Here is a 25,813-nt window from a genome sequence, read left to right as displayed (position 1 = left end):
TCCCGACCAGCTCGTCGCGGCCGCGCACGCCGCCGGCCGGCCCGCCGCAGAGCGCACGACGCTCTACAGCATCCGCAGGCCGCATCCGTTGCAGTCGGTCTTGGAGACGACGGCATGAGCGTTGTCGGGGAAGCAACGCGCGGCGACCTGCTCGACGTCGCGCTCGCGTTGGGGCGGTCATCGCTCGTCGTCGGCTCGCTCGGCAACGTCAGCGTCCGCCACGGCGATGGCCTGCACATCACGCCGTCAACGTTGCCCTACGAGTTGATGCTCGAGCAGGACATGGTGACCCTCAACGGCGACGGCTCGCCGCGTGAGGGCGGCCTCCCGCCCTCACGCGAGACCCCTCTGCATCGCGCGATCTACGCAGCTCGACCTGACGTCGGCGCGATCGTGCACACGCACAGTCCGCACGCCGTCGCGTGGAGCTTCCTGGGCGTGCCGCTCGTCCCCCAGCTCGAGGAACTCGACTACTACGGCATCGGAACTATCGGGGTCTCGCGACCTGCACCGGTCGGCAGCAACGCGCTGGGCGAGGCAGCGGCCACGGCGCTCGGCGATGGCGGCGCCGTCCTTCTCGGACGCCACGGGGTTGTGACGGTCGCGGACGACCCACGTCGGGCCTTTACGCTCGCCGAGGTGGTCGAGCACTACGCCGAGGTCGCTTGGCTTCTGCGTTTGGACGAAGGGCTTCTTCGGCCCACGTGGCCTGGATGAGAGCGCGCCAGTCGGCCTAGAAAACGACTTGCACTGAAGCCGTCGATCGCGCGGCTTCGCCGCAGCGGCGGTGGCTGCGGCTAGCTGATCGGGCACCGTGGGACGATGCGCTCCCCCACCTCCGACGGCACTCGAAGGCGGCTTCAGCCGTGCTGAGGGGTGCTTGGCAGTCGGAGCGGCTTCTGGCCTGCTTCACGCTCAGCGTGAAGCGCGATCGCTTCGCGGGTCGCTTCAAGCTGCTGCGGCGCGATCACGGTCGGCAAGCTCGCCAACCACCCTGGCAGCTGATCGTCACCTACGACCGTGTAGCAGAGGCCGCCGATCTGGCAAGCGTTTGGCGTGTCGTTCGAGCCCAGCGTTGTGACGACGCGCGTGACGGCGCCGGAGTCGATGCCGAGCCGCTTGGCAAGCGCGTTCGCCTGCCGGTCAGCGTAGATCGCTCGCGCGTGCTTCGGCACGGGGCCTCCCGCTGCGACCACGGCCATGCCACCGGGCCCGAGAAGACCGAAGTGGACGACGACATCGTCGGCGACAGCGACCTCGCGCAGAACTATCCAGCCCGCCATCTCGACCGCCCCGCGGTGACGCTCCAGCGCCCGCTGCGCGAGCGACGGCGGCTCAGGCGACGTTGACGCGTCAGCGTCGGCGAGCGCCGCGAAGGCGTCGTCAACCGTCGCCGGGTCGAACCGCAGCGACGCTTTCGGCCCGCGGCCAAGTCGGATCGCGCCGAGCTGGTCGGCATGCGTGTAGACCCACGTCGGGTGGACGCCGTAGATCCTGGCGACGTCGCTGACTCTCAGCTTGCGGCGCGAGAGGTCCAGCACACGGTGCGCGACGGCGTCGACGAACTCGGGGCTGAAGGGCGGATTCTGCTGCACCCAACCCTGTCGGCGGAGGCGTCTGCAGCCACCCCCTCGGGTTGCGAGTACCGATATCTCGAACGGCGATCTGGTCACGCGATAGCCGAAAACCGGCCCGGCGTGACCACAAAGGCGCCGGCCCCCTCGCTTCGACTGAAGCGAGGAAACCGGCGATTTGCGGCGGAACATAGGGATGGCGACTCCCAGACTCGAACTGGGGACACCACGATTTTCAGTCGTGTGCTCTACCAACTGAGCTAAGTGGCCTACAGCTGGAGATACTACCGAAACCGCTGTCCGTCCGCGTCCCGAAATCGCCATGATCGGAAGCATTTACAGGGGGGAATGATACCGGACCGCTCGGGCGGTTCGACCGAGGTCAGACGGCAGGCGCCCGGGACGCGAGCCGAGTCGCCGAGAGCGCGGTATCCGATTTTCGTTGATCTTTTCGGAGCATCCTGGCGTGTTCGCTCATGAGTTTGCGAACTCGTGAGGAATCGTCTGGCGGCGGTATACCGGGAGCCATTACTCGGCTCTGCGCCGTTCCAGCGCCAGGATTCGGGAACCGGCGCCAAGCGGGTGGACGCACCATCCTGTCGGCCGGCCCGAGCCGTTGGCTGCTCGCCTACCCCGGTCGAGCGCGCTCGGCAACGGCCCGTTTCGCGGGCTGCGTGTTGCGTGGTTCAGGCGGCGTTGGTCGCTGTGCTCGTGGCGACGGCTGGGGCGCCACGACGGGCGTTGCAGTCGGCGTGCGCCAACCGCAGATTCGCTTGCCTGTTGGTCCCGCCGAGCGAGCGCGGCCATACGTGGTCGCGAGACGGACGGCGTTTTCCGGGGGCCCAAGGATCGACGGGAAGCTGGCAGAGCCAGCAGATGCCTCTATCGCGCTGGAAGACGCGCCGCAGCTGCGCACTGAGATGGTCGAGTCCGGCGGGGCCCCGGGGTTCTCTCGACGATGGCAAGAGCGAAAGCTGGATCCTCGGTGGAAGGTCGCTGATCCGCGACAGGACTTGACAGGTCGGACACTTGATCAGGTACCTGCCTGCCCTGAACGGGCCGTCTGCGGGACTCGAGAGGCATCTCGGACATGTCCAGCGCGAGCGCTTTGCCACGCGCCGAGTCTCTCACGCCGATCGGACCGCCGCACGGGAGACTGCCGAGGCTCGTCCCCGCGGCGCGCCGCGGGGACGAGCCCTCCTCACTGGTTCTGGACGCTGCTGGCTGATCGGTCTGGACACCTGTCGTGGCCGATGTCTCTGTCCCCGGCCAGGACTGCGGCAGCCGGGGACAGGACCTGTCGAGCGCGCTACACGCCTTGGTCGAATCGTCTGCTCGCGGCGTCGAGCATCTCGCCACCGCCCATCGTCCGAATCGACTCTGCGACGCTTCTCTGGCTGCGACGCAATGCCTTCGCCTCGGTGTTGAGGGCAGCGGCCTGGGCGTCGAGATCACGTACGCGTGCCTCGACAGCCAGGTAGCCGTCTACGAGGCTCTTGCAGGCTCGTCTGACTGCGGGATCCAGCATGCGGTGCTCCCTTCTTGAGGTTTTTGTGTCGGCGAAGGCCGACAGCGGACCGTCAGCACATTGAGCGCGGCAGGAGAGGAAGCGAGGAATTCGAGCTTCGAGTCGGCCTGGCGGCAGCATCGGACCGGTCTTAGGTGGTCTGCGGCCGGCCGTCGCAGCGACCTACACCGAGCGGTGCGCACGGCGAGACTGCTCAACAGATGTTGAGTTCGTGTCGCTGATGGTCCAGTTGCCGGCGGGCAACGCCGATGAGGCTTAGAGCTGACGGTCGCGACGGAGGCGAAGGTGGCGAATCTGAGGAGAGCCGGCAACTGGGGGGGTACAAACGTGCCGCTTGTTCCGACATTCCCCATGATCGCTTTCGCCCGTGGCCGTTCGTCTGCGCGTCGTCTGCCGCCCTTGACCCAGAGTCCGTTGACGGCGGACGCCCGCCGTGTCGTCGGCGCTCGCGTGCGCGTGCACGGCGAGACTCCATGAGCTCGCTGCGCGCGCCACGCGAGGCTGTCGGCCGGACGAGATCGGACCAGCTGCTTGACGCGCACTACACCTCGGCGCGGGTGTCGGTGCTGCGGAAGGCACGAGCAGACCTCCGCGCGGCGAACCATTTCGTGACCGACGTCGATCTCGATGCGGCCTACAACGGCGCGTGGCTTGATCTCGTGGCCCTGGTGGATGCTGGCGGTGAAATCGACAATGCCGCGGGATGGCTGGTGATCGCGACCAAGCGGCGGGCGATCGACGCGCGGCGCAGCGACCACGCGTCGAGAGAGATGCCGCTGACTGCTGCACGCCAGCTGGTCGTCGCCGGTGACGAGATGCTTGAGCAGGTCAGCCGCACCGATGCGATTCGGGCTGCGGCTGCAGTCGCCCGCCACAAGTTCTCCGAGCGCGACGGCAGGGTCGTAGCGCTTCTCCTGACCGGGCACACGCGGCCTGAGATCAGCGCGAAGTCCGGGCTGCCGCTCAAACGGCTCCACAAGCTTCTCGACGGTCACAAGGGGCGTCGCGGTCTGCTCGACCAGCTCGATGCGTACGTCGCTGCGATCGCTGACGGCGCTTGGTGCGAGGCAAACGGGTCGCTGATTCGCGCCTACACCCTGAGAATTCTCGCGCCGGAGTCGCCGAAGATCGCCGAGGCTCAGGAGCATCTGAGAACGTGCGCCGCCTGCCGCGCCTACAGCCTCGAGTACGGCCGCGCGCAGGAGCAGCTTGGTGCCGCCTTGGTCCCGATTTGGGGCGGAGCTGGCGCAGAGATTGACGCGCGAGTCGGCGCGCTTCACCACATTGGTGCTGCGTTGCGTTCGATCGGGGAGAGCGCGCGGATGCTGCTTGGGATCGGCGGTTCCGACGGCGCAGCTGCCGCGGGTGGTGGCGGGGTGCTCGCCTTCGGTGGCATGACTGCCGGCAGAGCGATCACCGCTGGCTGCCTTACGGTGGTGAGCGTCGGGTGCGTGGCGGCAGCGACGGGAGTCCTTCCAAGCGCCGCGGACGACAGCGGCACCAGACGACCGTCGGCTGCTGTCAACCGCAGAGCGGCGGAGAGAGCGTCGTCAACCCCGCAGTCGATCGATCCGATCCTCGCTGGGAGCGCGTCCCGGGCGCTGTTGCCGAGCGCGCCAACCACCGGACCGTTCTCACCGAGCACCCTGGCGCGCGATCGCAACCGTTCCGCATCGAAGCCTCGCGGGAATTCGCGGCCGTCGCGGCTGGAGCCACCCGGCGAGTTCGCGTTCGAGACGGGCCCAACGAGCGAGGTAGGGAGTAGGTCGAGACGCAGGCCGGCTTCACGGTCTCGCGACATCGGCATCGAGAACACGACCGCATCTCCGGCGTCCCCTCGTGGCGCCGCTGCGACACGACCCGACGCCGCCGAGACGGCCGCGGCGTCGTCGAGCGGCGGGGAATCCTCGGGCTCGGGATCAGGATCCGGCACAGAAGCGGGCAGCGACTCCGCGACCGGGCCGGCTCCTACGACGTCCACGTCGGCGCCGCAGCACGAAGCGTTTGGGATCGAACGCTAGCTCGGCTCACACAGCACGCGCGGTGTCTGCCGAGCTGAGCCTCGATTGGGTTGGTGGGCTGCGCGGAAACGCGCTTCCCGCGCCGGGACGGGCGCGTGAGAAAAGGGGGGTACAGACACACGGTTCGACTCGATACAGGGCAAGAGATCACGATCGGAGACCTGCATGCGGAGTCGCAAACTTGCTGGCCGCGGGCATGAGTCCCGCCAGACCAGAGACGATGATTGGTCCTTCGGACACCCTGATCACCAGGCCCGGGTGTGGCTCCGGGCCTTCCTCCCGTCTGGCTATCTCTGCGCGCGCGACATGCGAGTCGCGGCGCTGCGGTTGACCGGGCACGCGCGAACCGAGATTCGTGCGTGGACCGGCCTCTCAAGCAAGCGGCTCCGCAGGATTCTCGACGGTCGCAACGGCCGGGGTGGCTTGATCGGCTGCCTCGAAAGGGTGGTTGGCCCGCTGCCTGACGGTTGCTGGTGTGAGCCGAGTGGTCCGCTGATGCACGCCTACAGCTAGAGGATGCTCTCGCCGGATTCGCCGACGTTCGCTGAGGCGCAACACCACCTGGGGAACTGCGCGACTTGCCGTACCTACGCCGTCGGTTACGACCGCATGCAAGCCGACTTTGGTCGCGCTCTTCGCCCAGCACTTGATAGACGAGGCTGTGCAGAAGCGGCGTCGGACCAGCCGCGTGATAACGGGCGGAAAGCGCCTGCCTCGCCACTTGTGGCGACGGCCTCCGGCGGACGCCTGACCCTCGACGGTAGGCCAAACGCTGGTCTCTGCGCCCCTGGCTTCGACGCGTTAGCGCCACCGGCACGGGCGCAGGGCAGAAGTGCCCGGCGCGCATCAGCCCCCGAGAAGGGGGGGTACATACGCCGTCCTCGTTCCGACATTCACCAGTCCCGAACTCGAGGTCTGAATGTCGATTCGTACAAATATCGGACGGACGATCGCCTGCCTCACGCGGCACGAGCCCGAGGCTGCGCGGGTGGTTGCCGAGCTTCCGCGAAACGGAGGCGACTGATGCTTCGCTCCAAGCGCGCGGCGGAGGAAGACATCTTCGACGAGCACGGCGACGAGCCCGAGCTCGACACGCCGCCAACCGCGGGGACCGCGCCTGAGGCCGACGCTGAAGCCGAGCAGACCGCTCCGGGCGCGTCGGCCCGCGAGAGCGATAGCGGCTCTAGCACCTTTGGCGCTGCCATCGCCTCCGGGGTCGGGCGTCTGCGTTCGCGGCTGGACACTGGGGCGAGCACAGACGCTGGCGCCAACACGAGCGCGGCCGGTCCCGCGGCAACGGCACCCGCATCGCGCAGGTCGCATGCCCTGGCGATCGCGGTGGCGGTTGCGCTGGCGAGCGCCGCGCTGGGGGCCTTCGTAGCGCTTCGCGTCGCCGGACAGACGGTGCCGCACGCTGGCGCTCAGATCGCCCAGCCCGCGGGCACCGTCACCCCGCGCCAAGACCGGCCAGCCGCTGAACGCCGCCAACTGCTGGCGCGCGATTCAGCACCTGCGAGACGCGCCCGCCGACGGACGCGCAGACCTCCGCGACCGGCTCGTCGCCCGACGCCGCGACCGCATCGAGCGCGAGCGACGCCGGCGACTGCGTCGGCGGCCCCCGCGTCGCCGTCAGGCACTGCTCCGGCGGCCCGAGGTGCATGGCAAAGCGGCTGGTCGTCAGGCTCGGCGTCCGCGCCTGGGGCCGCCAACCACGAGTTCTCGATCGAGCGATGAGCGCCGCGGTGAAGTTCCGTAAGCGCAGCGTGCGATCGCTCCGTGCAGAGAGCGGCCACGCGCGCTGGGTTCTGACGGTCGTCGCCGCTGTCGGGATCGCGTCGACCGTGCGGCACGCGATCGCGCCGCCGGTGCCCGACGTTCCGGCGCCGCCCAGAGCGCAGCGGATCGATGCGGGCACGCGCGCCTTCGCCGAGCGGTTCGCTGCCGCATACCTGACGTGGGAGGCGCGGGACCCGAGCCTTCATCAGCGCGCGCTCGCGCCGTTCCTTGCGGCTGACGAAGACCCCGACGCGGGGTTTCAGCCGCCCAACCGCGGCAGCCAGCGGGTCTCGGTCGCAAGCGTCGTCCAGGCCCGTCCGTCGGAGCTCGGCGGCGAGACCTTCACGGTCGCTGCGCAGACCGCGCTCACGCGCACGGTGTATCTCACCGTCACCGTGCGGCGCGTCGCTGGCGGTGCCCTGCAGTTGGTCGGCGCTCCGGCGGTCGTCGGCGCGCCTGCGTCCACCGCGCCCCAGCTGAGTGACGTCGACGCGATGGACGCCGTCACCGAGAAGCCGGTGGTCGAGGTGGTCGAGCGTGCGCTGGACAACTACCTCGCCGGCGACGCAGACGCGCTGCGTGCCGACCTCGCACCCACCGCAGAGGTCGCGCTGCCGAGCCTTCGGCTTGAGCTGCGCGAGGTCTCGAGCGTCGCCTGGTCGCCGAGCCGCACGTCGGTCCACGCGGCTGTGGTCGCCAGCGACGAGCACGGCGGCGTCTACCAGCTCGCCTACGAGCTGGACGTCGACCTGTCCGCAAGCCGGCCGTTCGTCACGGCCATCCAGACCAACCCCAGACAGTAGGAGGACGAGACCGGATGTCTCCCACCCTGCCCCGCATCACCCCCAGCACCGACCAGCAACGACGCCTGTTCATCCCGTTGGTCATCTCGGCCGCCGCGGTGGCGTTGGCGGCCGCGGTCGCTCTGCTGGTCTTGGCCGCCGTCGGCGTCGAGGAGGCACAGGCGGCGGTGGCGAGCGGCACGAACGCCGCCGCGGCCGCGTCCAGAGGCGGCGGCGATCGAACGATCGTCGACGTCGTCGACAGAGGCTCGTCGATGATCAGAACGGTCCTGACGACGATCGCGCTCCTCGGCCTCGGCTGGGTGTGCATCTCGACGGGCTTTGACCGCAAGTTCGGGATCGCGATCCCTGCCGCGTTGATGTTGGTGCTCGGGCTCGTGTTCCTCGCGCCCGGCGGGACCGACATCTTGAAGAACACCGGCGACCTGCTGGCGATCGGCTGAACGGGCACGGACATGGCTCGCGAGATCGATCTCCGGGTCCCCGTGCGCTCTCACCGTTCCGACTTCGCGTTCGAGCGACGGATCTACGCGATCCCGCTCGACCGCGAAGGCGGCAGCAGAGCGTTGCGGCTGGGCCCCTCCGGCATCCCGATCCGTGGACTCGGCTACGCCGTGCTCGCGCTCGGCGTAGTGCTGGTCCTCAACTGGCTGCCGATCACTGCGCCGCTGCTGCGGCTGTTGCCGGCGCCGCTGGTGTTCATCGCGCTTCCGGCGATCACCGCGGCGGTGCTGACGCTGATCAGACCCGGCGGCCGCGTCTTCCACGTTGCCGCGCGGGCGTTGGCCAGCCACGCGCTGACCCCGAAGACGTTGCACGGGTTGCGTCGTCCCGGACGCGGACGCCGTCCGTGGCATCCGGGGCCGGTCGTGATGCTTGCCAGCGGCGCGGAGCACGACTGCCGCCGGCTGCGATTCACCGGGCCAGGACGCGTCTGGATCGGGCGCCCGCACGCGCAGCAGCTGCACCGCGGCGGGTCGCTGGGCAATCGACACGTCGACGCGACGCTGACGGAGCTGGCCAGCACGACGCCCACCGGCACAGGCCGGCACGTCACGCTGCGGCTCGGACGCACGCTCGAGGTCCGACCCGCGACTGGTCGGGGAGCGCGCTGATGGCTCCGATCGCGCCGCCGGTCTGTTTCACCTACGGCAATGTCGTCTTCGCGAGAGACCTCCGCGATGCATGGGCGTGCTTTCGCGTCGCGACGCAGACGTTCGACGGACTGACGCTCGAGCGCAAGGTCGGTCTCTTCCAGGCGTTGCGGTCGAGCTTCGTCGACCTCAGAGCCGACTTCCAGATCGTCCGCATGGGCACCGAGTGGGATCCGGAGGGGTGGGGCGAGGAGGCGCTGGCGCTCGCGCATCCCGATCGCGTCGCGCTGACCGAGCGGCGCGTGGAGGAGACGATCGAGGAGATCGGCGCGTCGATCGGCCGCTCGGTCAGCGTCGTCTTCATCGCCGTCCGTCTCGCCGAGCCCGCCCAGGACCTTGGCGCGCAGCTCTCGACGGTGTTCGAGAGACCTGCGCGCGCCTGGGTCGGCGAGATCAAGCGCGGCTTTCAGATGCGCGACCGGCGGTTGCTGCGCGCCAGCGCACTGGAACAGCTGCGCGCCAAGGCCGACGCCGCCCAGGCGCACCTGTCCGACTTCCTTGACCGCGTGCGACCCGCGCGCAGCGCCGAGATCCAGTGGTGGATCCGTCGCCAGTTCACGCGCGGTCTGGGCGAGCCGATCGTGGACGGGTTCCACGAGCCGCAGGCGCTCGTCTTCGAGAGCAACGGCGAGGCGATCCTGCAGCCGCTTGAGGCCGACGTGATGCGCTGGACCGACAGCGTCGTGGAGCCCGGCACGCTGGGGTTGACGATCGAGTCCGAGCTGGGCATCAGTCACCAGGCCAGCCTCGTCCTCGGCGCGCTGCCCGAGCTTGCCTTCTTCCCCTCGCCGCGGCTGCAGGTGATGTTCTCGCCGGTCGAGGCGCTGCCGTTCGCCGTCGACCTCTCGCTCAACTGTCGCTACATCCCCAACGGGCTGGCGATCAAGATGGTCAGACGCCGCATCCAGGACGCGGACGAGATCGTCCGCGCCGAGGACCAGGGCGACCAAGGCGCCAGCGACCAGGCGCTGGACCGCCGCGAGTCCGTCCGCGAGCTGCTGCGCTCGTTGCAGTCCGGCGATCAACCGCCGCTGCTGATGGGCAGCCTCGCGATCGCACTCGGCGCCAGCAGCAGCAGAGTGCTCGAGCAGAAGGTCGCGCACGCGCGCCGCCAGTGGGGGCCGGAGATCAAGCTTCACCGGCCGCTGGGCGACCAGCTCAGCGTCTTCATGCAGCAGTTCCCCGGTCAGCCGCCGCGCGCGATCGGCTACGACGCGCCACTGACCTGCGAGCAGGTCGCCGCGATGCTGCCGACGGCAACCCACACCGTCGGCCCCCGGCGCGGATTCCTGCGCGGCTGGACGCTGACCGGCACGCGCCAGCCGGTCCGATGCAACGTCGCGGAGGGCTCGCAGAGCAACAGCCCGACCGGGATCCTGCTCACCGGTTCGCCGGGCCGCGGCAAGACGCAGCTGGTCCAGGAGATCAAGGCCGAGGTGTTCGAGCGCGGCGGCCGGACGATCTCGATCGACGCCAAGGGCGATCACCGCTTCCACGAGCTGGCCGAGGTCCGCGATCACGCCGAGACGATCGACGTCACCAGACCGAGCTTCGCCGGCCTGATCGACCCGCTGCTGGTCGCGCCCGAGGAGTTGCGCAGCGACCTGACCATCTCCTGGCTGACGCAGCTGCTGCCGCGCAATGCGCCCGCTGAGTGGCAGACCGCCGTCCACAAGGCGGTCGCGGCGGCGATCAGAGCTCACCAGCACCCAACGTGCGGGCATGTCGTGCGCGCGCTCAAGAGCGGCGACGCGCAGGAGCGCAAAGTCGGCGACGCGCTGGAGGTCTTCGCCTCCCACGGCCTGACCCGACCCGGGTTCGCCGACCCCGACAGGCTGCCGCCGCGGGTCGGGGAGGCGCCGGTGATCTACATCCCGATCCGCCACCTGCCCGGCTCAAGCGCCGACACGCCGCGCGATGACCGCACGCGCGACGAGATCATCGGCGACGCGCTGCTGCAGCAGCTCGCCGCATTCGCCGTCCACCAGTTCTCCGCCCACCCCGCGGTCCTGAACCTGCTCGACGTCGATGAGGCCCACCGGCTGTTGGACTCCAGCATCGGCCGCCGCCTCGCCGCGACCTCGAAACGGATGGGCCGCTCGGAGGGCTGGGTCGGTGCCTTCTCCGCGCAGAACACGACCGACCACATGGTCGATGACGACTCCGCCGGCAACCTGATCGGCGAGATCTACGCCTTCGGCGTCAAGACCGAGACCGAGGCGCGCCAGGCGCTCAAAGCGCTCGGCCGCGACCCCGACGACCAGCTCGACATCCAGCTGTTGATCGCGTTCGGCGAGGAGGGCAACGAGGGCCGCGCGCTCTACCGCGACCACCGGGGCCGCAGCGAGGCGATCCAGGTCTGGATCCGGCCCTCGTCGCTGACGCGCACCGACACCAACCCAACGCGACGAGAAGCCGCAGCACAGGCCCGCGCCGCCGCCGCGTAGTCCGATGCGCCGCCAGCACCGTCCCCATCTCCTGGTCCTGCTCACCGTCCTGAGCAGCGCGATCGTCGGCGTCGCGGCTGTCGCGCTGCCGTCGTCAGCGGCGGCCAAGGCGACGCAGACCCGCGACGGCGGCGACAGCCAGAACGTCGTCGGGGGGATCGGCGGCGACCCGCTGCGACGCAACGGCCTCATCAGCCCGTTCTGCCGCGGCAGCAGCCCGCTGACGGCGCGCCAGGCGGCGAACTGCAGAGCGTCGGGCTCGCCGGCCTCGCCGGCGCCGATCGGCAACTACCAGTTCGACGTTCACATCAACACCTCGCTGGTCGGGCTCGGCGCCGCCGATGCAGCGATGGTGCTGCAGAACATCATCATCCAACCGATCTGGATCCTCCTGCTCTGGCTCACCCAGGGCGTGACCGTCGTGCTTGGCTGGTGCTTCAAGCTCAACCTCTTTGACCGCGCGACGATGGGACCCGTCGCCGAGGCGCTCAACGACGCGCGTCGCCTCTTCACACGACCGTGGCTGCAGCTGACGCTGCTGCTCTCGGTCGCGCCGCTGCTCTACCACGCGGTTCTGCGCCGACGCGCCGGCCAGGGCCTCACTCAACTGGTACTGACCATCTTGATGCTGGCGTTCGGCTTCTGGGTCATCGCCAGCCCATTCGCGTCGGTCGGGCTGATGGCCGACGGCGTACAGAAGTCGAGCCTTGCGACCGTCAGCGCGTTCTCTACCGGGCGCGTCAGTAACCCGGAGATCGACTTCAACCGGGCGATGGAGCGGTTGTTCGAAACAGCCGTCAAGAAGCCCTACGCCTACCTCGAGTTCGGCGACGTCTCCTGGGGCACCGACCCAGAGCGCCGCGACAGACGCCTCTTCTCCCAAGAGAGCATCGAAGGCGCCGTGGCAGCCAACCTCGGCTCAACGTTCAGCGATCTCTGCTCGGGCAACGTCCTGCAATGCGCCAACTCGCTCAAGGACGACGACTTCGTCGCCCAGATGAAGGCGTCGATGGCCGGGCAAATCGCGCAGGCGCGCACCGCACAGACCAACGCTGACCTGTTCCTCGTCTTCCCCGCCAACGGCAAAGCACGCAACTCGATCAACGACGACGACTCGCTGTTCAAGACACTCTGCCAGCCCAAGGGCGACGACAAGGACTGCAGTGGCCCCACCCGCCACGAAGCGAACTTCCGCAAGCAAGGCCAGACCTTCTCGCGGCTGGCCGGACTCGCACTGATCGCGTTCGGCTTGGCCGGCTTGCTGATGCTCTTGGGCTACATCGCGCTCCGCCTGCTGCGCGCGGCGCTCTTCGCCCTCTTCTACCTGCTGTGCACTCCGGTCGCAGTCGTGCTCGCCCCGCTCGGCCCGGCGGGCCAAAGACACTTCCGCACCTGGGCGATCCGGCTCTTTGGATCGATCATCACCAAGCTGATCTTCTCGGTCTTTCTCGGGATCGTGTTCCTCGTCGTGCGCGTCCTCTCCGAGATGGGCGAGCTCGGCTTCTGGACCCAGTGGTTCCTGATCGGCGCGTTCTACTGGATGTGCTGGGTGCACCGCGAAGAGCTGCTCTCGTTCCTGCAAATCGGGCATGAGGAGATGGGCCGCCGCAGTGCCTCCGCCCTCGGCGAGCTGTTCGCCGCCCGCATGGCCGTTCGCTCGGTGAGCAACGTCGCCCGCAGCGGCGTCCGCACCGTAGGCGCCGCTGCCAGCGGCGCACGGCGGACCGCCACCCGCGCCGCCGACATCGCGCACAACCGCCGCGCCGAGCGCACGCTCGCCGCCGGCGAGCAGGCGCACGCAACCGCCGCCGCGACCTCGGAGGCCGCAAGAGTCGACCGCGCAGAGCAGACCGACCGCTCGATGCGCAACGAGCTCGCCGCGCACCGCAAGAACGCCGCCCCGGTGACCCGCCGTCGCAGACTCAGCGAACGGCTCGCCCAACGGCAAGCGGAGGCGATGGAGCGCGGCGACCGTGAGGGCGCTGAACGCCTGAGCAGATGGCACGCGCGCGCCGAGCAGAGCCTCGCAACGAGACGGCTCGCGAGACCGCTGCGCGCGGCCAGCGACGACATCGTCCAGGCCGCCGATCAGCGGATGGCGCAGACCGGGTCGCCGCTTCACGCGCGCGAGCGCGAGGACCGCAGCCGCTGGCTCGATCAGCAAGCCGAAACACCAGCGCGTGCCGGCACCGCCGCCGAGATCGCCAACGGCACCGCGCGCGACTACCGGCGCCTTGCCCGCCTCGCCGATCCTGCGATGAGCGAGAGACGGTACGACGCGCTGGCGCCCGCGCAACGCACCCGCCTCCATCGCGCCGTCGACGCGGAACTCACACGGCGCCAAGCCGGCGCCGCGCTGCTGGCCGCCGGCAGAGCACCGACACCGGACCTTGTGCAGAAGTTCGCCGCTGCCGAGCAGACGGCCAGAGGCGGACCGGGTACCCCGTCCGCCGCCGGCCAGGCCGACGGCCGCGCGCGCGAGCAGATGCAGCGCGAGCGAATCCGACGCCAGTTCGGCGCGATCGACCGCGAGATGCAGGAGCGCTGGCGCGACCGGCACGTCTCACGCCGCCGCGCACGCGACCGCCGCCCAGCCCGACCGCGCTGAACCAATGGCACCTCGCCACACACGATCCTCCCCCGAGGCACGAGCTGGACGCGCGCTCCTGCGCGCCGGAGTGCGTGCCGGCAAGACGGCGCTCTGGATCAAGCTCACGCCGTTCCTGCTGGTCGCCGGCTTGATCACCTTGCTGGCGCTCCTGACGCTTGCGCTGGCCAAGACCAAGAACACCGCCGCCGCAGCGGCGCTGTGCGACCCGACCTATCTGGCTCAGCAAGGCGAGATGCCCGGAGGCGGCGTCGGCCAGTCCGCCCTCGCACGCCGCGAGGTCCCGCAAAGACTCGTGCCGATCTACCTCGCGGCCGCGACCAGATACCGGCTCGGCCCCGACGGCTGGTCGGTGCTCGCCTCGATCAACAAGATCGAGACGTCGTTTGGCACCAACGTCTCCACCAGCAGCGCCGGCGCGGTCGGCTGGATGCAGTTCATGCCCGGCACCTGGGACTCCTACGGCGTCGACGCCAACGGCGACGGCGAGAGAGACCCATACGAGCCGCGCGACGCCATCCACGCCGCCGCCAACTACCTGCGCGCCAGCGGCGCACCCGCCGACTGGCGCAAAGCGGTCTTCGCCTACAACCACGCCGACTGGTACGTCAACGACGTCCTGCAGACCGCCGCCAGCTACCGCGGGCCCCCAAGCAGCGTCCAGGTTGCCGACGGCACGAGCACGACCACGGGAAGACGCGCGACCGCGCCGCCGCCGGCGAACCCCGCCGCGATCCAGGTCGGTGCGTCCTACTCCGGCTTCGCATCCGTCTACGGCAACGACCCGGCGGCAGGCGTCATCGACGCCGGCGACAACAACATCCCGAGACTCGAAGGGGCGACCAACGACGTCCCGGGGATCGCGATCTTCAACGACCAGACGCTCGGCGGCTGGTGGAGCGTCGAGGCCCCCGACGGCACCGTCGCGATCCTCCAACAGACCGACTACGGACCTTCCGCCAGCGGTCGAGACGGCGTCCGCCGAACCGTCGATGTCAACGCGGTCGCCGCACGCGTCGTCTTCAGACTCGCCGGCGACGACCGGTTCCCCACCGACCAGGGTGTCTGGACCGTCGTCTACATGGGCAAGCAGCGCCCGGCCGGCGCGATCGGCGCCGACAACGCCCAGCCAGACCGCGACCAGGAGCCGCCGACGTTCTGCGTGTGCCCGGCACCCATCCGCGCAGCAGCTCCCGGCGACGTCGCGGACGGTGGGATACCGAACGCGAACGGCGGGGTCGGGTTCACGCCGGTTCCGGGCAAGGACTTCTCATCTGGCCGCGAGCCCGAGATCGCGCGGCGCGCTCACGCGCTCGGGCTGGAGCTTGGGCTGCGCTTGACCGGGATCAGCGGCCGCCGCGATCCCGCTCACAATCAGGCGGTCGGCGGCTCGCCAACCTCCCAGCACCTCACCGGGGAGGCCGCCGACATCGACGGCATCCAGGACGTGCCCGAAGCCACGCTCAACCGCTTCGGTCTGCACCGCCCGATACCCGGCGCCTGGCACTCACCGACCGACGGCCAGGTCCACGACGAACGCAACCACATCGTCCTCAACCCCGGCACCGAGAACCTCTCCACCGCCGAGGCGATCGCGGGCCAAACGGATCCCGACGCCGCCGTCGGTGACCCGTCAGAGGGCGAAGGGAGCGACCCGTGCCTCGACACCGCGTCCGCATCGACGGTCCCGGGGCAGCGGGCGCGGATCCTCCCGGACGGCACCGCCGCCGCTCCCGAGGACGCGCCGGCGAGCGTGAAGGCGATGATCGCCGCCGGCAACGAGCTGCTCAGAAGCCGGTACCGGTATGGCGGCGCGCACGGGACACCGCTCTCGAGACTTGACCCCGGCGGCTATGACTGCAGCTCGGCCGTCAGCTACGTGCTCTTCGGCGGCAAGGCGTTCCCCGAGGAGTTCGCGATGGACTCGACTGGCCTCATGAGCTACGGCGCCGACGGCGTCGGAAAGTGGGTGACGGTCCTTGCCCATTCCGGCCACGCCTTCGTCGAGATCGCCGGCATCCGCCTCGACACCAGCCGCGTCACCGACAGCGGACCACGCAGAGCGGAGTCCGGGCCGCGATGGCGCACACTCCGCAGCCACGCCGGCTTCACCGCCCGCCATCCAGAGGGCCTGTGACGGTGACCGCACGACACCGCCCGCAGCGACCGCGCGCAACAGCCGCGCGGGCAGCTGTGGCGCTCGCCCTCGTCATCGCAGCGATCGCGGTCCTGCTCGGCGCGCACTCCAACGTGCCGGGCGCTCCGAGCACCGGCGCCGCTCCGCGCCTCTACGATCTCCGCACCGGTCCGCCGCCTCCACCCGCACGAACCCACCCGGCGCCACGCGCGTCGATCGAATCGGCGCATCAGTTCGCGCGGGACTACCTCGAGACGCTCCTCGGCGCGCGATCTCCACGCCGCGTTCGCCACGCCACCGAACGCCTCAAGACCGACATCGCGCTCGCGGGCCTGCGCGCGCCCGCGGGCACGACCGCTCGCGACCTCCAGGTGCAGATCCGGGCGCGGCGCATTACCGCCGAGGTCGTCGGCGTGCGCGGGGTCGCGCACGCTGAGGGCTACGTCGCGCATCTCTCGTTCCTGATCACCAAATCCAGATCTGGGTGGGCGGTCGACACGCTCGCCGACCCAGACGACCCCGCCGGCTGACACGCCACGTCCTCGACCGTCTCAGGGAGGCCAAGAACCAATGCTGCGCTCGCTCTCCGCGCGCCTCGCCCTCGTGCTCGGCGCCGCCATCTTCCTGACCGTCATCCCCTGGGTCCTGGGCGGCGGCCTCGTCGAATCGCTGACCAGAAGAAGTGCGCAGCCGCGCGGACCCCATCTGCCGCGAATCCCCGACGAACTCACCCTCGGGCCACTTCACCTTGGCGGCCCGATCGGAGGACTGCTCGCGGCCCTCGTCGCCCTCGTGACGTGGCCGATCGCCGTCGCTTTGCGCGCCTTCAGCTGGGCGTGGGGCAACGTTCCGCTGTTTGCTCCCGCGGCCGTAGCGGCCGCCATCGCTTTCGCTGTGATGGTCGTCTCCCGCTGGCGCGCTCGGCGGGCTCGGAGATACGTGCGCCTGCGGATCACGCCCTTCCGCAGCGACGAGGCCTCGCCCGCCAGCGAGAAGACGCTGATGGAGGACATCCATCGGCAGGTTCTCGTGCGCTGGTGGCAACGGCTTCTCACCGGCCAACCAAGTGTTGCGCTGGAGATCATGTACCGCAAGAACGGCGCATCGAATGTGCGGGAGGCGGCTCTGACCGTGTCCTGCCTCGAGGCGCAGATCCCTGCCGTCCGCTCGGCGATCACCAGCTGCTACCCACACACGCGGGTCAGCCGCGAGACAGGGACGGTCACTGGCGGCGGCTACGTCCTGCGCCTGAAGAAACGCCACGACTTCATCCGGCGCATCAAGGTCGCGGCCCAGCGCGACCACGACGAGATCCCGACGATGGACCGCGTGCTCACCGCCCTGGGCGACGTCGGCGAGCCCGCGCTGGTGCAGCTGGCGCTGACGCCGACACCGGCATGGTTCGACTGGTACGCCGGCCGGAAGGCAAGACGGGCCGAGGACGAGGCCGCCGAAGGTGGAGCGTTCGCCGATCCGAGAACTCACAGACCGTCGCGCGCACAGGAGCGGCAGTTCGAAGGCGGCCTCGACATCCAGCATCACGGGCTGTTCTTCGCCGACATCCGCATCGTCAGCAGCGCGCGACCGGCCTGCGAGAACATCGCGGCCGCTCTGCGCGCCAGCGCTGCCGAGAACCGGCTGATCGAGCGAGGAACCAGCCTCCGCCACGGCCGACTGGACCTCTACCGCCAGCGCGTCGCGCGCGGCGAGGGCAACCCGCTTCCCTCATGGGAGAAAGGCGTCTTCTCCTCAAGCGAGATCGCCAGCCTCTGGCACTACCCCTCCTTGGCCTTCTCCAAGGTCCCACTGCACCGCTCCAACACGCCGAACATGCCAGCGCCCCCCGGGGCGTACCGGCCCAAGACCGGACGAGGCCTCTTCCACGACGAGCACGGTCCGATCTCCTTCCACGTCGAGACGCTGAGCCAGAACGTCAAGATCATCGGCGCCGTCGAGCAGGGCAAGACCTCGACGATCGTCTCCGGCATCGAAGAGGACCTCGCGCGCGGCGGCGAGAGCGTCATCCTCTTCGACCCCAAGGGCGACGCCGCCGAAACCGCGCTCACCAAGGTCCCGGCCGATCGCAGAGTCACCTACATCGACCTCGCGATGCCAATGGTCGGCTTCAACCCGATGTGGGTGCCCGGAGTCGCGGCCGACACCGTCGCCGACTACATCCTGGAGGCGATGCGCAACCTCTTCGACGAGGGCGACATCAAGGCCAGCTCCGACCGCTATTTGCGCAACGCGATCATCGCCGTCAAGCACTTCGAGGGCGAGAAAGCCACGCTGTGGCACGTCGCCAAGGTGCTGTCGGTCAGCGACCAAGGCACCCGCTATCGCCGCCAGCTCGGCGAGGAGCTCGCGCACCTGCCGGAGATCCAGGAGATCGTCGAGTTCTTCCGCAGCGAACTCCGCGCGCAGCTCAAGGACTCCACCCAGACGACCACCGCCAAGCTCGACGCCCCCGCCAACAAGCTCGCCCGCTTCCTCAACTCCGAGAGCATCAAACGTGTGCTCAGAGAGACCGGCGAGGTCCTCGACTTCGACCACCTGATCCGCAACGCCGACGTGCTGATCGTCAGAGGCGCACTCGGCCGAATGGGCGCAGGCAACACCGCCGTCGTCATGCAACTGCTGCACGGCATGCTCGACGCCGCGCTCTCCCGCCAGCAAGACGACCTCCTCGAAGACGCCCGCAAGCCCGTCAACTACACCGTCGACGAGGCATGGCTGGTGTTCAACAGACAGACCCCGAGAACGATGGCCCTGAAGCGCTCGGCGAAGCTGCGCACGCGCGCCGCCTGGCAGAACAACGCGCAGTGGACCGACCGCGATGTGCTCGCACAGTTCAACGGCCTCTTCGCGCACCACATCTGGTGCGCGACGCCATCAGCCGCTGACGCGCGCGAGGCGATCGACATCATGATGGCCGACTACACCGACTCGATCCGCGTCACCGACGCCCACTCCAGACTCCGCGTCACCCCGGACTACCTGCTCAACCTCCCGCGCTACGAGCAAGCCGTCTCCTCGGTGACCACCAGAGGTCGCCTCCAGCCCTACTTCGTCCGCACCAATCGGCACGAGATCGAACCGTCCGTCAACCGTGCCCACCTGCAACGGCAGTGGGATCGACAGACCCGACACGGAACGCTCGACGACTGGCTCCGGCTCGGAGGCAGAGAGGGCCCCGCCATCGAACCTGCGGCGGAAGCCGCGTCGCCACCCGTGGAAGCCGTCGTTAACGGCATCGCCGGGCAGCTGATGTTCCCCGGCGTCCAGCCGCCGGCGCCAGCCGACCCGGCCTCGACCACCAGCCGTTCGGCACCGAAGCGCGGACCGGGTACCCCGGCCGTCGATACGAGAACTGATCCATCCGACGACGAGACCGAACCCTCGACCGCCGTGGCCGCGCCGAGATCGACGCCCGAATCGATGCTCGAGCTCGCGGCGCTCGACATGATGGTGAGCATCAGACACGGCAGACCATCAACGCTGCCGAGAGCCATAGAGCAAGCGATCCTCGCCGGCTTGGCCGCGACCGACGACAGATCGATGACGATCTCGCAGGTGCGAAGCGGCTGGTTCGCGAAACGCAGCACCGCAGACGCCGTCAGAGCGCTCACCCCGATGGTCGACGCAGGATGGCTCAACCGCATCACCGTCGAAGCCGACGAGAGAAGAGTGGACGGCTACGTGCTGACCGCCGCCGGCGCCTCGGTGCTCAACGCGGCGACCGCTGCCGGCCGCGATCTGGACCCGACCGACCTTGAGATCTTGGCGTGGCTGGCGGAGATGCGCGTCGCGTTCTCGACGCAGATCGCCCGCCGCTGGTACCCAAAGGTCACGAGAGACACGCTCAACCGATACTTGCGAAAGCTGTTCGACGCCGGGCTCGTCTCCCGCTTCCAATTCACCTACGACAACGGCGGCGGATCACCGGCCTGCTACGTCGTCACGGACGCCGGCCTCGCCGCCGCCAAGACCACCTTCGGGCCACGCGGCACCTACCTCAACCCGAGAAGCCAGGCGGTCGCGCCCGACCTCAGAGACCCCGCCGGCCGCTCCCCACGCCACGACCTCCACGTCAGCGGCTGGATGCTCGCGCTCATCGACGCCTTCGACGGCCGCGTCACCAACGTCCGCGGACCCCAAAGCGCGCACCTGCCCGCACCACGACGTCGCGCGCGCAACGGCTGGATCCCTCTCGGACCCGACGACATCCACGTCCTCTCCGACGACGGCGCGTTCCTGCACTCCTTCAAGAGCACCGACGGCAACGGCAGACTCGTCGCCGCCGATAGCTTCCGCTCCATCACCCCAGACGCAGCCGCCGAACTCCAACTGCCAGGAAGCGGCAACCGTCGCCAAGAGCTGCTCGTCGAAGTCGACCTCACCGAGCGCCCGTCAAAGCAGCGCGGCAAGTTCGAGCGCTTCGACCATTTCCTCACCGGCTGGTGGACCGAACTCGACCGCTACCGCACCCACATGGGCCTGCCATTCGTCGTCTTCGTCGCTGTCAACCAGGAGCAGGTCCTGCAGTTCGTCGCCGCCGCGGACGAGGCGCTCATCGCACGACTGGCGGTGCCCGGAACGGCCGCATCGACATGGCGGTACCCGGCGCGCGACCGGATGCTGTTCGTCGCAGAGGCCGATATCCACGCCGGTAGTCTCGACGGGCTCCGCGTTCCCGCGCTCCCGATCGACGTGCGCGAGCAGCTCTCCGACGGCACCCGTGCCGGCATCGCGGCAGCGCGCGTCTGCAGACCGCGTTCGACGAACCTGAGACGGCTGTTGGAGGCGCACGCGGCGTGACGAACACCGGGATCCGGAGCGCGCATCCGACCTCCGCCAGCGGCGACAGCCGGGCTGCTGCGCAAAGTTCGCGCGCACCAGTTCGGTGGCCCATCTGCGTCGATGAACGTCCCTCCAACCGATCTCGCTGACGATCGCGCGCACGGCTCGCTGCTGCTCTGGCCGCGGGCGCAGGGCCCGAACCCGCCTCGGCATCGACCTCTCGTCTTAGGTCCCTGCCTGGCTTGAGGTTCGCACCGACGCGCCATGCGCCGCATTATAGGGCGCATTGCCATAGGTGGGCTGGCTGGCGCGTCCTCTGGCGGCGTATCGCCGACGCTAGACCTAGGAGGTTCGCCATCCATCGAGGCTTAGCGATGCAGCGGCTCTATCCGACTGATCTCGGCAGGCGACCGACGCTTCCGGCCGTCGGCGCTACCCGTCGTCGGACGTGCAGTGCTCGCATTCGTCTGCTTCGACCCAGCGCTCGACGGAAGGGTCTTCGCCCGGCTCAACCGGCTCCGTCGTCACCATGTTGTTGCAGTTCTCACACAGGACCTCGCGCCGCGCCACTTCAGGCGTCGCCTCGGCGGCTTTCGTCGCTGCGGGTCCCCTCTGCGAGACCTGAGGAGGGTCCAGGCCCTCGACGGCTGCTCTCCCACATTCCATGGCGAAGATTCCTAGCAGTTCGCACGGCGGGCAAGGGGGACAGCTGTCGGTTACTGCGGACGGAACCGTGAGGATGGGATGACGAGTGGTCTCGATGCCGCAGCGGAAAGGTCGGCTGCATACCAGAGCCGGACGCGCGCTCGTCGCACGCGGACGGTGCGTGGAAGCGTGAGGCGGACGAGGGCCGCGCCGGTTGTTCGGCGCGAGCGCTGGCGCCATCCGAACTCGTTGCTGCGCGATTCGACCACCACGGTCGTGTGGGCGCCGCGCGGGCGGTTCAAGAGCCTGATCGTGAGCCGCTGACCACGGCGCGCTACGACTGCTCGCGGACGCTGCCAGCGACCTTCGCTCGATCCGGACGGGACGGGGGGACGAGGCGGGGTCGAGCCAGGGACGGTCGTGCTGGGAGGTTGGGCCGCTGGCGGGTCCTGCGTGGGCGGTATCTGATCGGGCGGTGTCGCGGCCTCGACCTCCGCTGCTCGTCGCTCGCCCTCGAGCACGACGGACGACAGGCCGGCGGCGATGAATGCTGCGCGCGCATCGACTACGCCGCCGTGCGATGCCGCCGACTCGCGGACGAGCTGCTCGGCAGCATCAACGGAGAGCGTAGGTGCGTACGCGCGCAGCGCTGCCAGAACGGCTACGAGGCCCGCGGATCCGTAGGTCGTTCCGTCGGCCAACAGCGGCTCTCCGGAAGGCGAGGCGATCGCGACTCCGCATCCCGGGAACAGGACGTCGAGACCCTCGCCACGCGCGGAGAACGAGCACAAGGCGCCGGTCGCGGGCTCTGACGCGCCGACAGCGAACACTCCGTCCAGCGACGCCGGAGTCTCGACCCCAGCACCCGTATTGCCTGCGCTCGCGACGACGTGGATCCCGTTAACCCGCGCCGCGTCGATCGCGTCGAGCAACTGCGCGAGTTGAGCGGGCGTGGGGACGTCAGGACTGCCGAGCGAGAGGTTGACGGCGACGATGGGGAACGTGGTGCGCAGCGTCATGCAACGCCGAATTGCCAGGCGGTACGCGTCGAATGGGAATGTCGGTGCGGCTACACGCGTTCCGTTGATCGAGACCGCTTTCAGCTGTGGCCAGATGCCGACCGTGCCCCAGTCGTTGCGGGGCGCCGCTGCGACACCGAGGACCTTTGTGCCATGTTTGCGGGCGGGGTCGGTATCGCCCGTCGGCGCCTGACCGGGGACCACCGCCTCACTGTGCAGAAGCGCGCCTGCGGTGTCCGGGTTTGTGTCGATTCCTGTGTCGACAAAGCAGACGGCGGCCGGTGTCGGCGGAGGCGGGCTGTAGGCGAGGAACCGAGCGGTTGCACCCTCGCGTCCAGGCGTGGCGGGGGCGTGCTCAGCCGCCCCCGACGTTGCTGCTGGCCAACACGTCAGCAGCAGGACGAGGGCGCTCACGAGAAGCATGGTCCGGCGCAAGCGGGGTGTGCAAGGGACGGTCATCGAGTCCTCGTCGCGCTCGTGCTGATGGCTTTGAAGGCGGAGGTCGTCTTGCCGGACTGAACCGTCGCGGTCGACGGCGTCGTGATCGTGACGCTGCCGCGGCGGGTGCCTCTTCGCAGTGTGATCCGCAGGGTGGCTCGGCCGGCTCGCAACTGGGCTCGGCGGCGGATCGGCGGCAGTGATCTTGGGCTGGTCGCGCGAACCGTGATCGTGGCTCGGGCAGTGAGTCGCGATGTCGCGTTGAGTCGAAGTTCCAGGACGCCTTTGACGGCGCGAAGCCGCGTGATCCGCAAGTCGGCAGAGGCCTTCGTAGCTGGTCTTCTCGACGACGGTCGCTCGCCGCTGCCGTCCGGATCATCGTCTGGACCGTCGCCGGGTCTGTCCGGCGGCGCCTGCGTTGGAGTCGATGCAAAGGTGGCGCTGGTGGCGGGGCCGATGTTGCCGGCGGCGTCGGAGACGCGGACGGAGAACGTCCACTCCCCGGCACCGGGGACTGCCGCGATGACGCTGTTGTCGGCCGTCGTTCCGCTGACGCAAGCCGTGCTCTTGCAGAGCGTCCAGCGGCTGGTCGACAAGGGGCTGCCGCCGTCAGCCGGTGGGCCACTCCAGACGGCGTGGACGAGTGGCTGAGAAGGAGCGCCTGACAGGTCGAGCGTGAGGCCTGTTGGTGCGGCCGGCGGCGTCGTATCGAGGCGGAGCGTGGTCTCGGAGGCAGCTGCCGGTGAGGCGAGTCCGGCTGCGTTCTTGAGCCAGACGCGAACGGTGAAGATGCCGTCGTTCGGGAACGCGACCGTCGCGGTAGTCGTGCTCCCGACCAGGGTTGGTGCCGAGCATCCGCTGATGCCGCACCGCTGCAGGTAGGCGTCGTTGACCGGAGCACCGCTCGTCTCTGGCGGCGTCCAGAGGATGGTCGCGCTGGATCTGTTTTGCCAGTCGCTGCCGACGTCGCTTGTGAGCCCCATCGGTGGCGCGGGCGGGGTTGTGGTGTAGCGGATGACGGTCGTCGCCGCTCTCGTTTCGTCGGTGTTGCCGGCGGCGTCACCGAGCCAGACCGAGACGGTGAACGTGCCCTCGTGAGGGAGGTCGATCGAGGTTGAGTTGAGCGTGGCGGCCGCTCTCGGGCTGTCGCAAATGCCGGTGGCTTGTTCGCAGACCCTGACCGTCGCGGTGGTGATCGGAGCTGCGTCGGCTTCCACTGGGAGTGTCCAGCGTGCTGTCGTCGATCCGTTCGTCTGCCAGTCGGTCCCCGTGTCGGTGCGGAGTTCCGTCGGCGGTGTTGGTGCCGTGCGATCGATCCGCACGGTCTGGGCGGATGCTCTGGCTTCGAGTCCTGCCGCGTTCGTCGTTGCTGCGACAACCGAATGAGTGCCGTCGGAGATGGTCGGATCTGGCACCGGGCGGGCGGTGATGTTGTCGCACGGCGCGGGGCGCGAGAAGTCGCAGGGCAGCTCCTCGTCGACGACGCGCGAGCCGTCGACGTAGAGCCGGAGGTGTCGAACGCCCGACGGGTCGCCGCTGCTGACGTTCGGACCAGGGAGCGTTCTCGTCCACGCGCTCGGGATGGAACTGGCAGCGATGTTCGGGGCGGTCGACTGGCTGATCGTGACGGTCGAGGCGTAGATCGAGAACCACGAGTTCATGCCGTATCTCGTCGAGCCGCCGCATCCGGTCGCAGGTGGGGCCGCCTGGCAGCTGATCCCCGCGGTGAGTGTCTGGGTGGTGAGGCCGGTGATCGTTCGGTGCGCGGCGGAGGGGCTGCTTGATCCGAGCGCGCATTCGCTGGCCCAGGCGTCGAAGGTGCAGGTCTCGCCGGCGACGATGTTGCCGGTGTCGTCGAGCAGCGCCGGGACCTTGGAGTTGTCGCTCCACTGGCCGAGGTAGCGGGCGTAGGAGAGGCCGATGATGGTAGTGCCGGCTGGTGCTGTGAAGCGGACGCTGGCGCCCGTGCCGAGCGGGGTGAATCCGACGATGCCCAGCTGCTCGCCGACGTGGATTCCGCCGTTCTGTCCGCCACTCGTTGGGCAGGTGGTGGAAGCCTCGAAGAAAGTCGGCGCGGTATTGGTCGCGACCCACGATCTGTTCGCGAATCCGTACTCGGACGCCGCTTGGCAGGCTCTCACCTGGTAGGTCGCCGCGTGCGCGACCGGGGCGATGACGTCGAGTCTGAGGCCGCCGGGCGTTGCCGCCGGCGCGACGATGCCGAGGGCGAGCACTCCTGCGGCAGTTGCGAAGACGGTCCTGCATCGTCTGCGCGGTTGAGCCGGCCCGCTTGTACGGGCTTGGCGGTGTTGTGAGGCGGTTCGCATGGCGTCTCCAGGTCTCTCGTTGGACGGTGCGGCTGCACCGTACGAGCGAGCGGAGAGGAACCCAGACGAATGCGCGATCGGCACGGCACCTCCTCCCGTCTCGTGACGACCTGCGGGCGCGTAGGCGCTATCTCACCAGGTATTCGGCTCCGATGGAAGACCGTTGACCGATCGCTCAGCGGACGTTCGACGCGAAGGCCATCGACGAGTCGAAGATAAATCTTTGGACGCCTGCATCTGGGTCCCCGATTTCTGCATTCGCCCCCCCGAATCCAGGATGACCCGGGATGCACGATTTCGAGGACGCGGATGCACGGTATCGCACCTCGAATTCGCCGTGAGATGGGCGAATCGGCTGGACGAAGCGCCCGGTCGAAAGCCTCATCTGAGGCTGTGACTTCCTATACAACGTGAGGGGGCCGGGGCGGGATGTTCGCGGTTGGTTCCTGGCACACCGGCGGAGTCGCCTGCGTGCTGGCCCGGAGGTGGCCTGCGGTAGCCGGCACCGTGACCACGGGCGCTGGAGCGACCGACGC

At 69.2% G+C, this 25,813-nt stretch carries 16 protein-coding genes and 1 tRNA gene; 10 read left to right on the top strand and 7 right to left on the bottom strand.

Annotated elements, in window-relative coordinates:
* The first annotated feature begins 114 nt into the window (after positions 1 to 114).
* Positions 115 to 717, top strand: coding sequence for a class II aldolase/adducin family protein (locus tag Q7L73_RS10735; RefSeq protein WP_304690448.1), 603 nt, complete (start codon positions 115 to 117; stop codon positions 715 to 717).
* Positions 718 to 860: 143 nt separating this feature from the next.
* On the opposite strand, the gene Q7L73_RS10730 is transcribed toward Q7L73_RS10735, so the two are convergent.
* The 4 genes from Q7L73_RS10730 to Q7L73_RS10720 form a co-directional block, all read right to left on the bottom strand.
* The gene (locus Q7L73_RS10730) at positions 861 to 1,595 is read right to left on the bottom strand and encodes a hypothetical protein (protein ID WP_304690447.1); all 735 of its coding nucleotides are present in this window, start codon (positions 1,593 to 1,595) and stop codon (positions 861 to 863) included.
* A 176-nt stretch (positions 1,596 to 1,771) separates the two neighbouring features.
* A tRNA-Phe gene (locus Q7L73_RS10725) sits at positions 1,772 to 1,844 on the bottom strand.
* Between the two features lie 416 nt (positions 1,845 to 2,260).
* The gene (locus Q7L73_RS28715) at positions 2,261 to 2,689 is read right to left on the bottom strand and encodes an HNH endonuclease (RefSeq protein ID WP_370552388.1); all 429 of its coding nucleotides are present in this window, start codon (positions 2,687 to 2,689) and stop codon (positions 2,261 to 2,263) included.
* A gap of 194 nt (positions 2,690 to 2,883) precedes the next feature.
* A complete protein-coding gene (locus Q7L73_RS10720) occupies positions 2,884 to 3,102 on the bottom strand; it encodes a hypothetical protein (RefSeq protein ID WP_304690446.1) in 219 nt (72 codons plus the stop codon).
* Positions 3,103 to 3,575: 473 nt separating this feature from the next.
* Between Q7L73_RS10720 and Q7L73_RS10715 the strand changes: the two genes are divergently transcribed.
* The gene (locus tag Q7L73_RS10715) at positions 3,576 to 5,123 is read left to right on the top strand and encodes a hypothetical protein (protein WP_304690445.1); all 1,548 of its coding nucleotides are present in this window, start codon (positions 3,576 to 3,578) and stop codon (positions 5,121 to 5,123) included.
* 1,447 nt (positions 5,124 to 6,570) lie between these two features.
* Here the strand turns inward: Q7L73_RS10715 and Q7L73_RS10710 are convergent.
* Positions 6,571 to 6,783: a hypothetical protein gene (locus tag Q7L73_RS10710; protein WP_304690444.1), complete on the bottom strand. Its 213-nt coding sequence runs from the start codon at positions 6,781 to 6,783 to the stop codon at positions 6,571 to 6,573.
* A 103-nt stretch (positions 6,784 to 6,886) separates the two neighbouring features.
* Between Q7L73_RS10710 and Q7L73_RS10705 the strand changes: the two genes are divergently transcribed.
* The 8 genes from Q7L73_RS10705 to Q7L73_RS10670 all read left to right on the top strand — a co-directional run bounded on the left by Q7L73_RS10705 (position 6,887) and on the right by Q7L73_RS10670 (position 20,866).
* Positions 6,887 to 7,702, top strand: coding sequence for a conjugal transfer protein (locus Q7L73_RS10705; RefSeq protein WP_304690443.1), 816 nt, complete (start codon positions 6,887 to 6,889; stop codon positions 7,700 to 7,702).
* Positions 7,703 to 7,716: 14 nt separating this feature from the next.
* Complete coding sequence (locus tag Q7L73_RS10700; protein ID WP_304690442.1) at positions 7,717 to 8,145, top strand: hypothetical protein; 429 nt, start codon at positions 7,717 to 7,719, stop codon at positions 8,143 to 8,145.
* 123 nt (positions 8,146 to 8,268) lie between these two features.
* Positions 8,269 to 8,817, top strand: coding sequence for a hypothetical protein (locus tag Q7L73_RS10695; RefSeq protein ID WP_304690441.1), 549 nt, complete (start codon positions 8,269 to 8,271; stop codon positions 8,815 to 8,817).
* A complete protein-coding gene (locus Q7L73_RS10690) occupies positions 8,817 to 11,303 on the top strand; it encodes an ATP-binding protein (protein WP_304690440.1) in 2,487 nt (828 codons plus the stop codon). Before Q7L73_RS10695 ends, Q7L73_RS10690 begins: the two co-directional genes overlap by 1 nt.
* Positions 11,304 to 11,307: 4 nt before the next feature.
* Positions 11,308 to 13,911, top strand: a complete 2,604-nt coding sequence (locus tag Q7L73_RS10685) for a hypothetical protein (protein WP_304690439.1) — start codon at positions 11,308 to 11,310, stop codon at positions 13,909 to 13,911.
* Positions 13,912 to 13,981: 70 nt separating this feature from the next.
* Positions 13,982 to 16,048, top strand: coding sequence for a lytic murein transglycosylase (locus Q7L73_RS10680; protein ID WP_304690438.1), 2,067 nt, complete (start codon positions 13,982 to 13,984; stop codon positions 16,046 to 16,048).
* Positions 16,049 to 16,104: 56 nt separating this feature from the next.
* Positions 16,105 to 16,578 carry a hypothetical protein gene (locus Q7L73_RS10675; RefSeq protein ID WP_304690437.1) on the top strand — a complete coding sequence of 158 codons (474 nt, stop codon included), beginning with the start codon at positions 16,105 to 16,107 and terminating at the stop codon, positions 16,576 to 16,578.
* Positions 16,579 to 16,618: 40 nt separating this feature from the next.
* The gene (locus tag Q7L73_RS10670) at positions 16,619 to 20,866 is read left to right on the top strand and encodes a replication-relaxation family protein (protein WP_304690436.1); all 4,248 of its coding nucleotides are present in this window, start codon (positions 16,619 to 16,621) and stop codon (positions 20,864 to 20,866) included.
* 698 nt (positions 20,867 to 21,564) lie between these two features.
* On the opposite strand, the gene Q7L73_RS10665 is transcribed toward Q7L73_RS10670, so the two are convergent.
* Both Q7L73_RS10665 and Q7L73_RS10660 read right to left on the bottom strand, forming a co-directional pair.
* Positions 21,565 to 22,926, bottom strand: coding sequence for a S8/S53 family peptidase (locus Q7L73_RS10665; RefSeq protein ID WP_304690435.1), 1,362 nt, complete (start codon positions 22,924 to 22,926; stop codon positions 21,565 to 21,567).
* A 41-nt stretch (positions 22,927 to 22,967) separates the two neighbouring features.
* On the bottom strand, positions 22,968 to 25,184 hold the full coding sequence (locus Q7L73_RS10660; RefSeq protein WP_304690434.1) for a hypothetical protein: 2,217 nt from the start codon (positions 25,182 to 25,184) through the stop codon (positions 22,968 to 22,970).
* Positions 25,185 to 25,813 lie beyond the last annotated feature (629 nt).

The organism is Conexibacter sp. CPCC 205762, from assembly GCF_030646155.1.
Taxonomy (GTDB): Bacteria; Actinomycetota; Thermoleophilia; order Solirubrobacterales; family Solirubrobacteraceae; genus Conexibacter.
The sequence above is the reverse complement of the archived record's forward strand: the minus strand, read 5'-3'. Positions and strand labels throughout refer to the sequence as shown.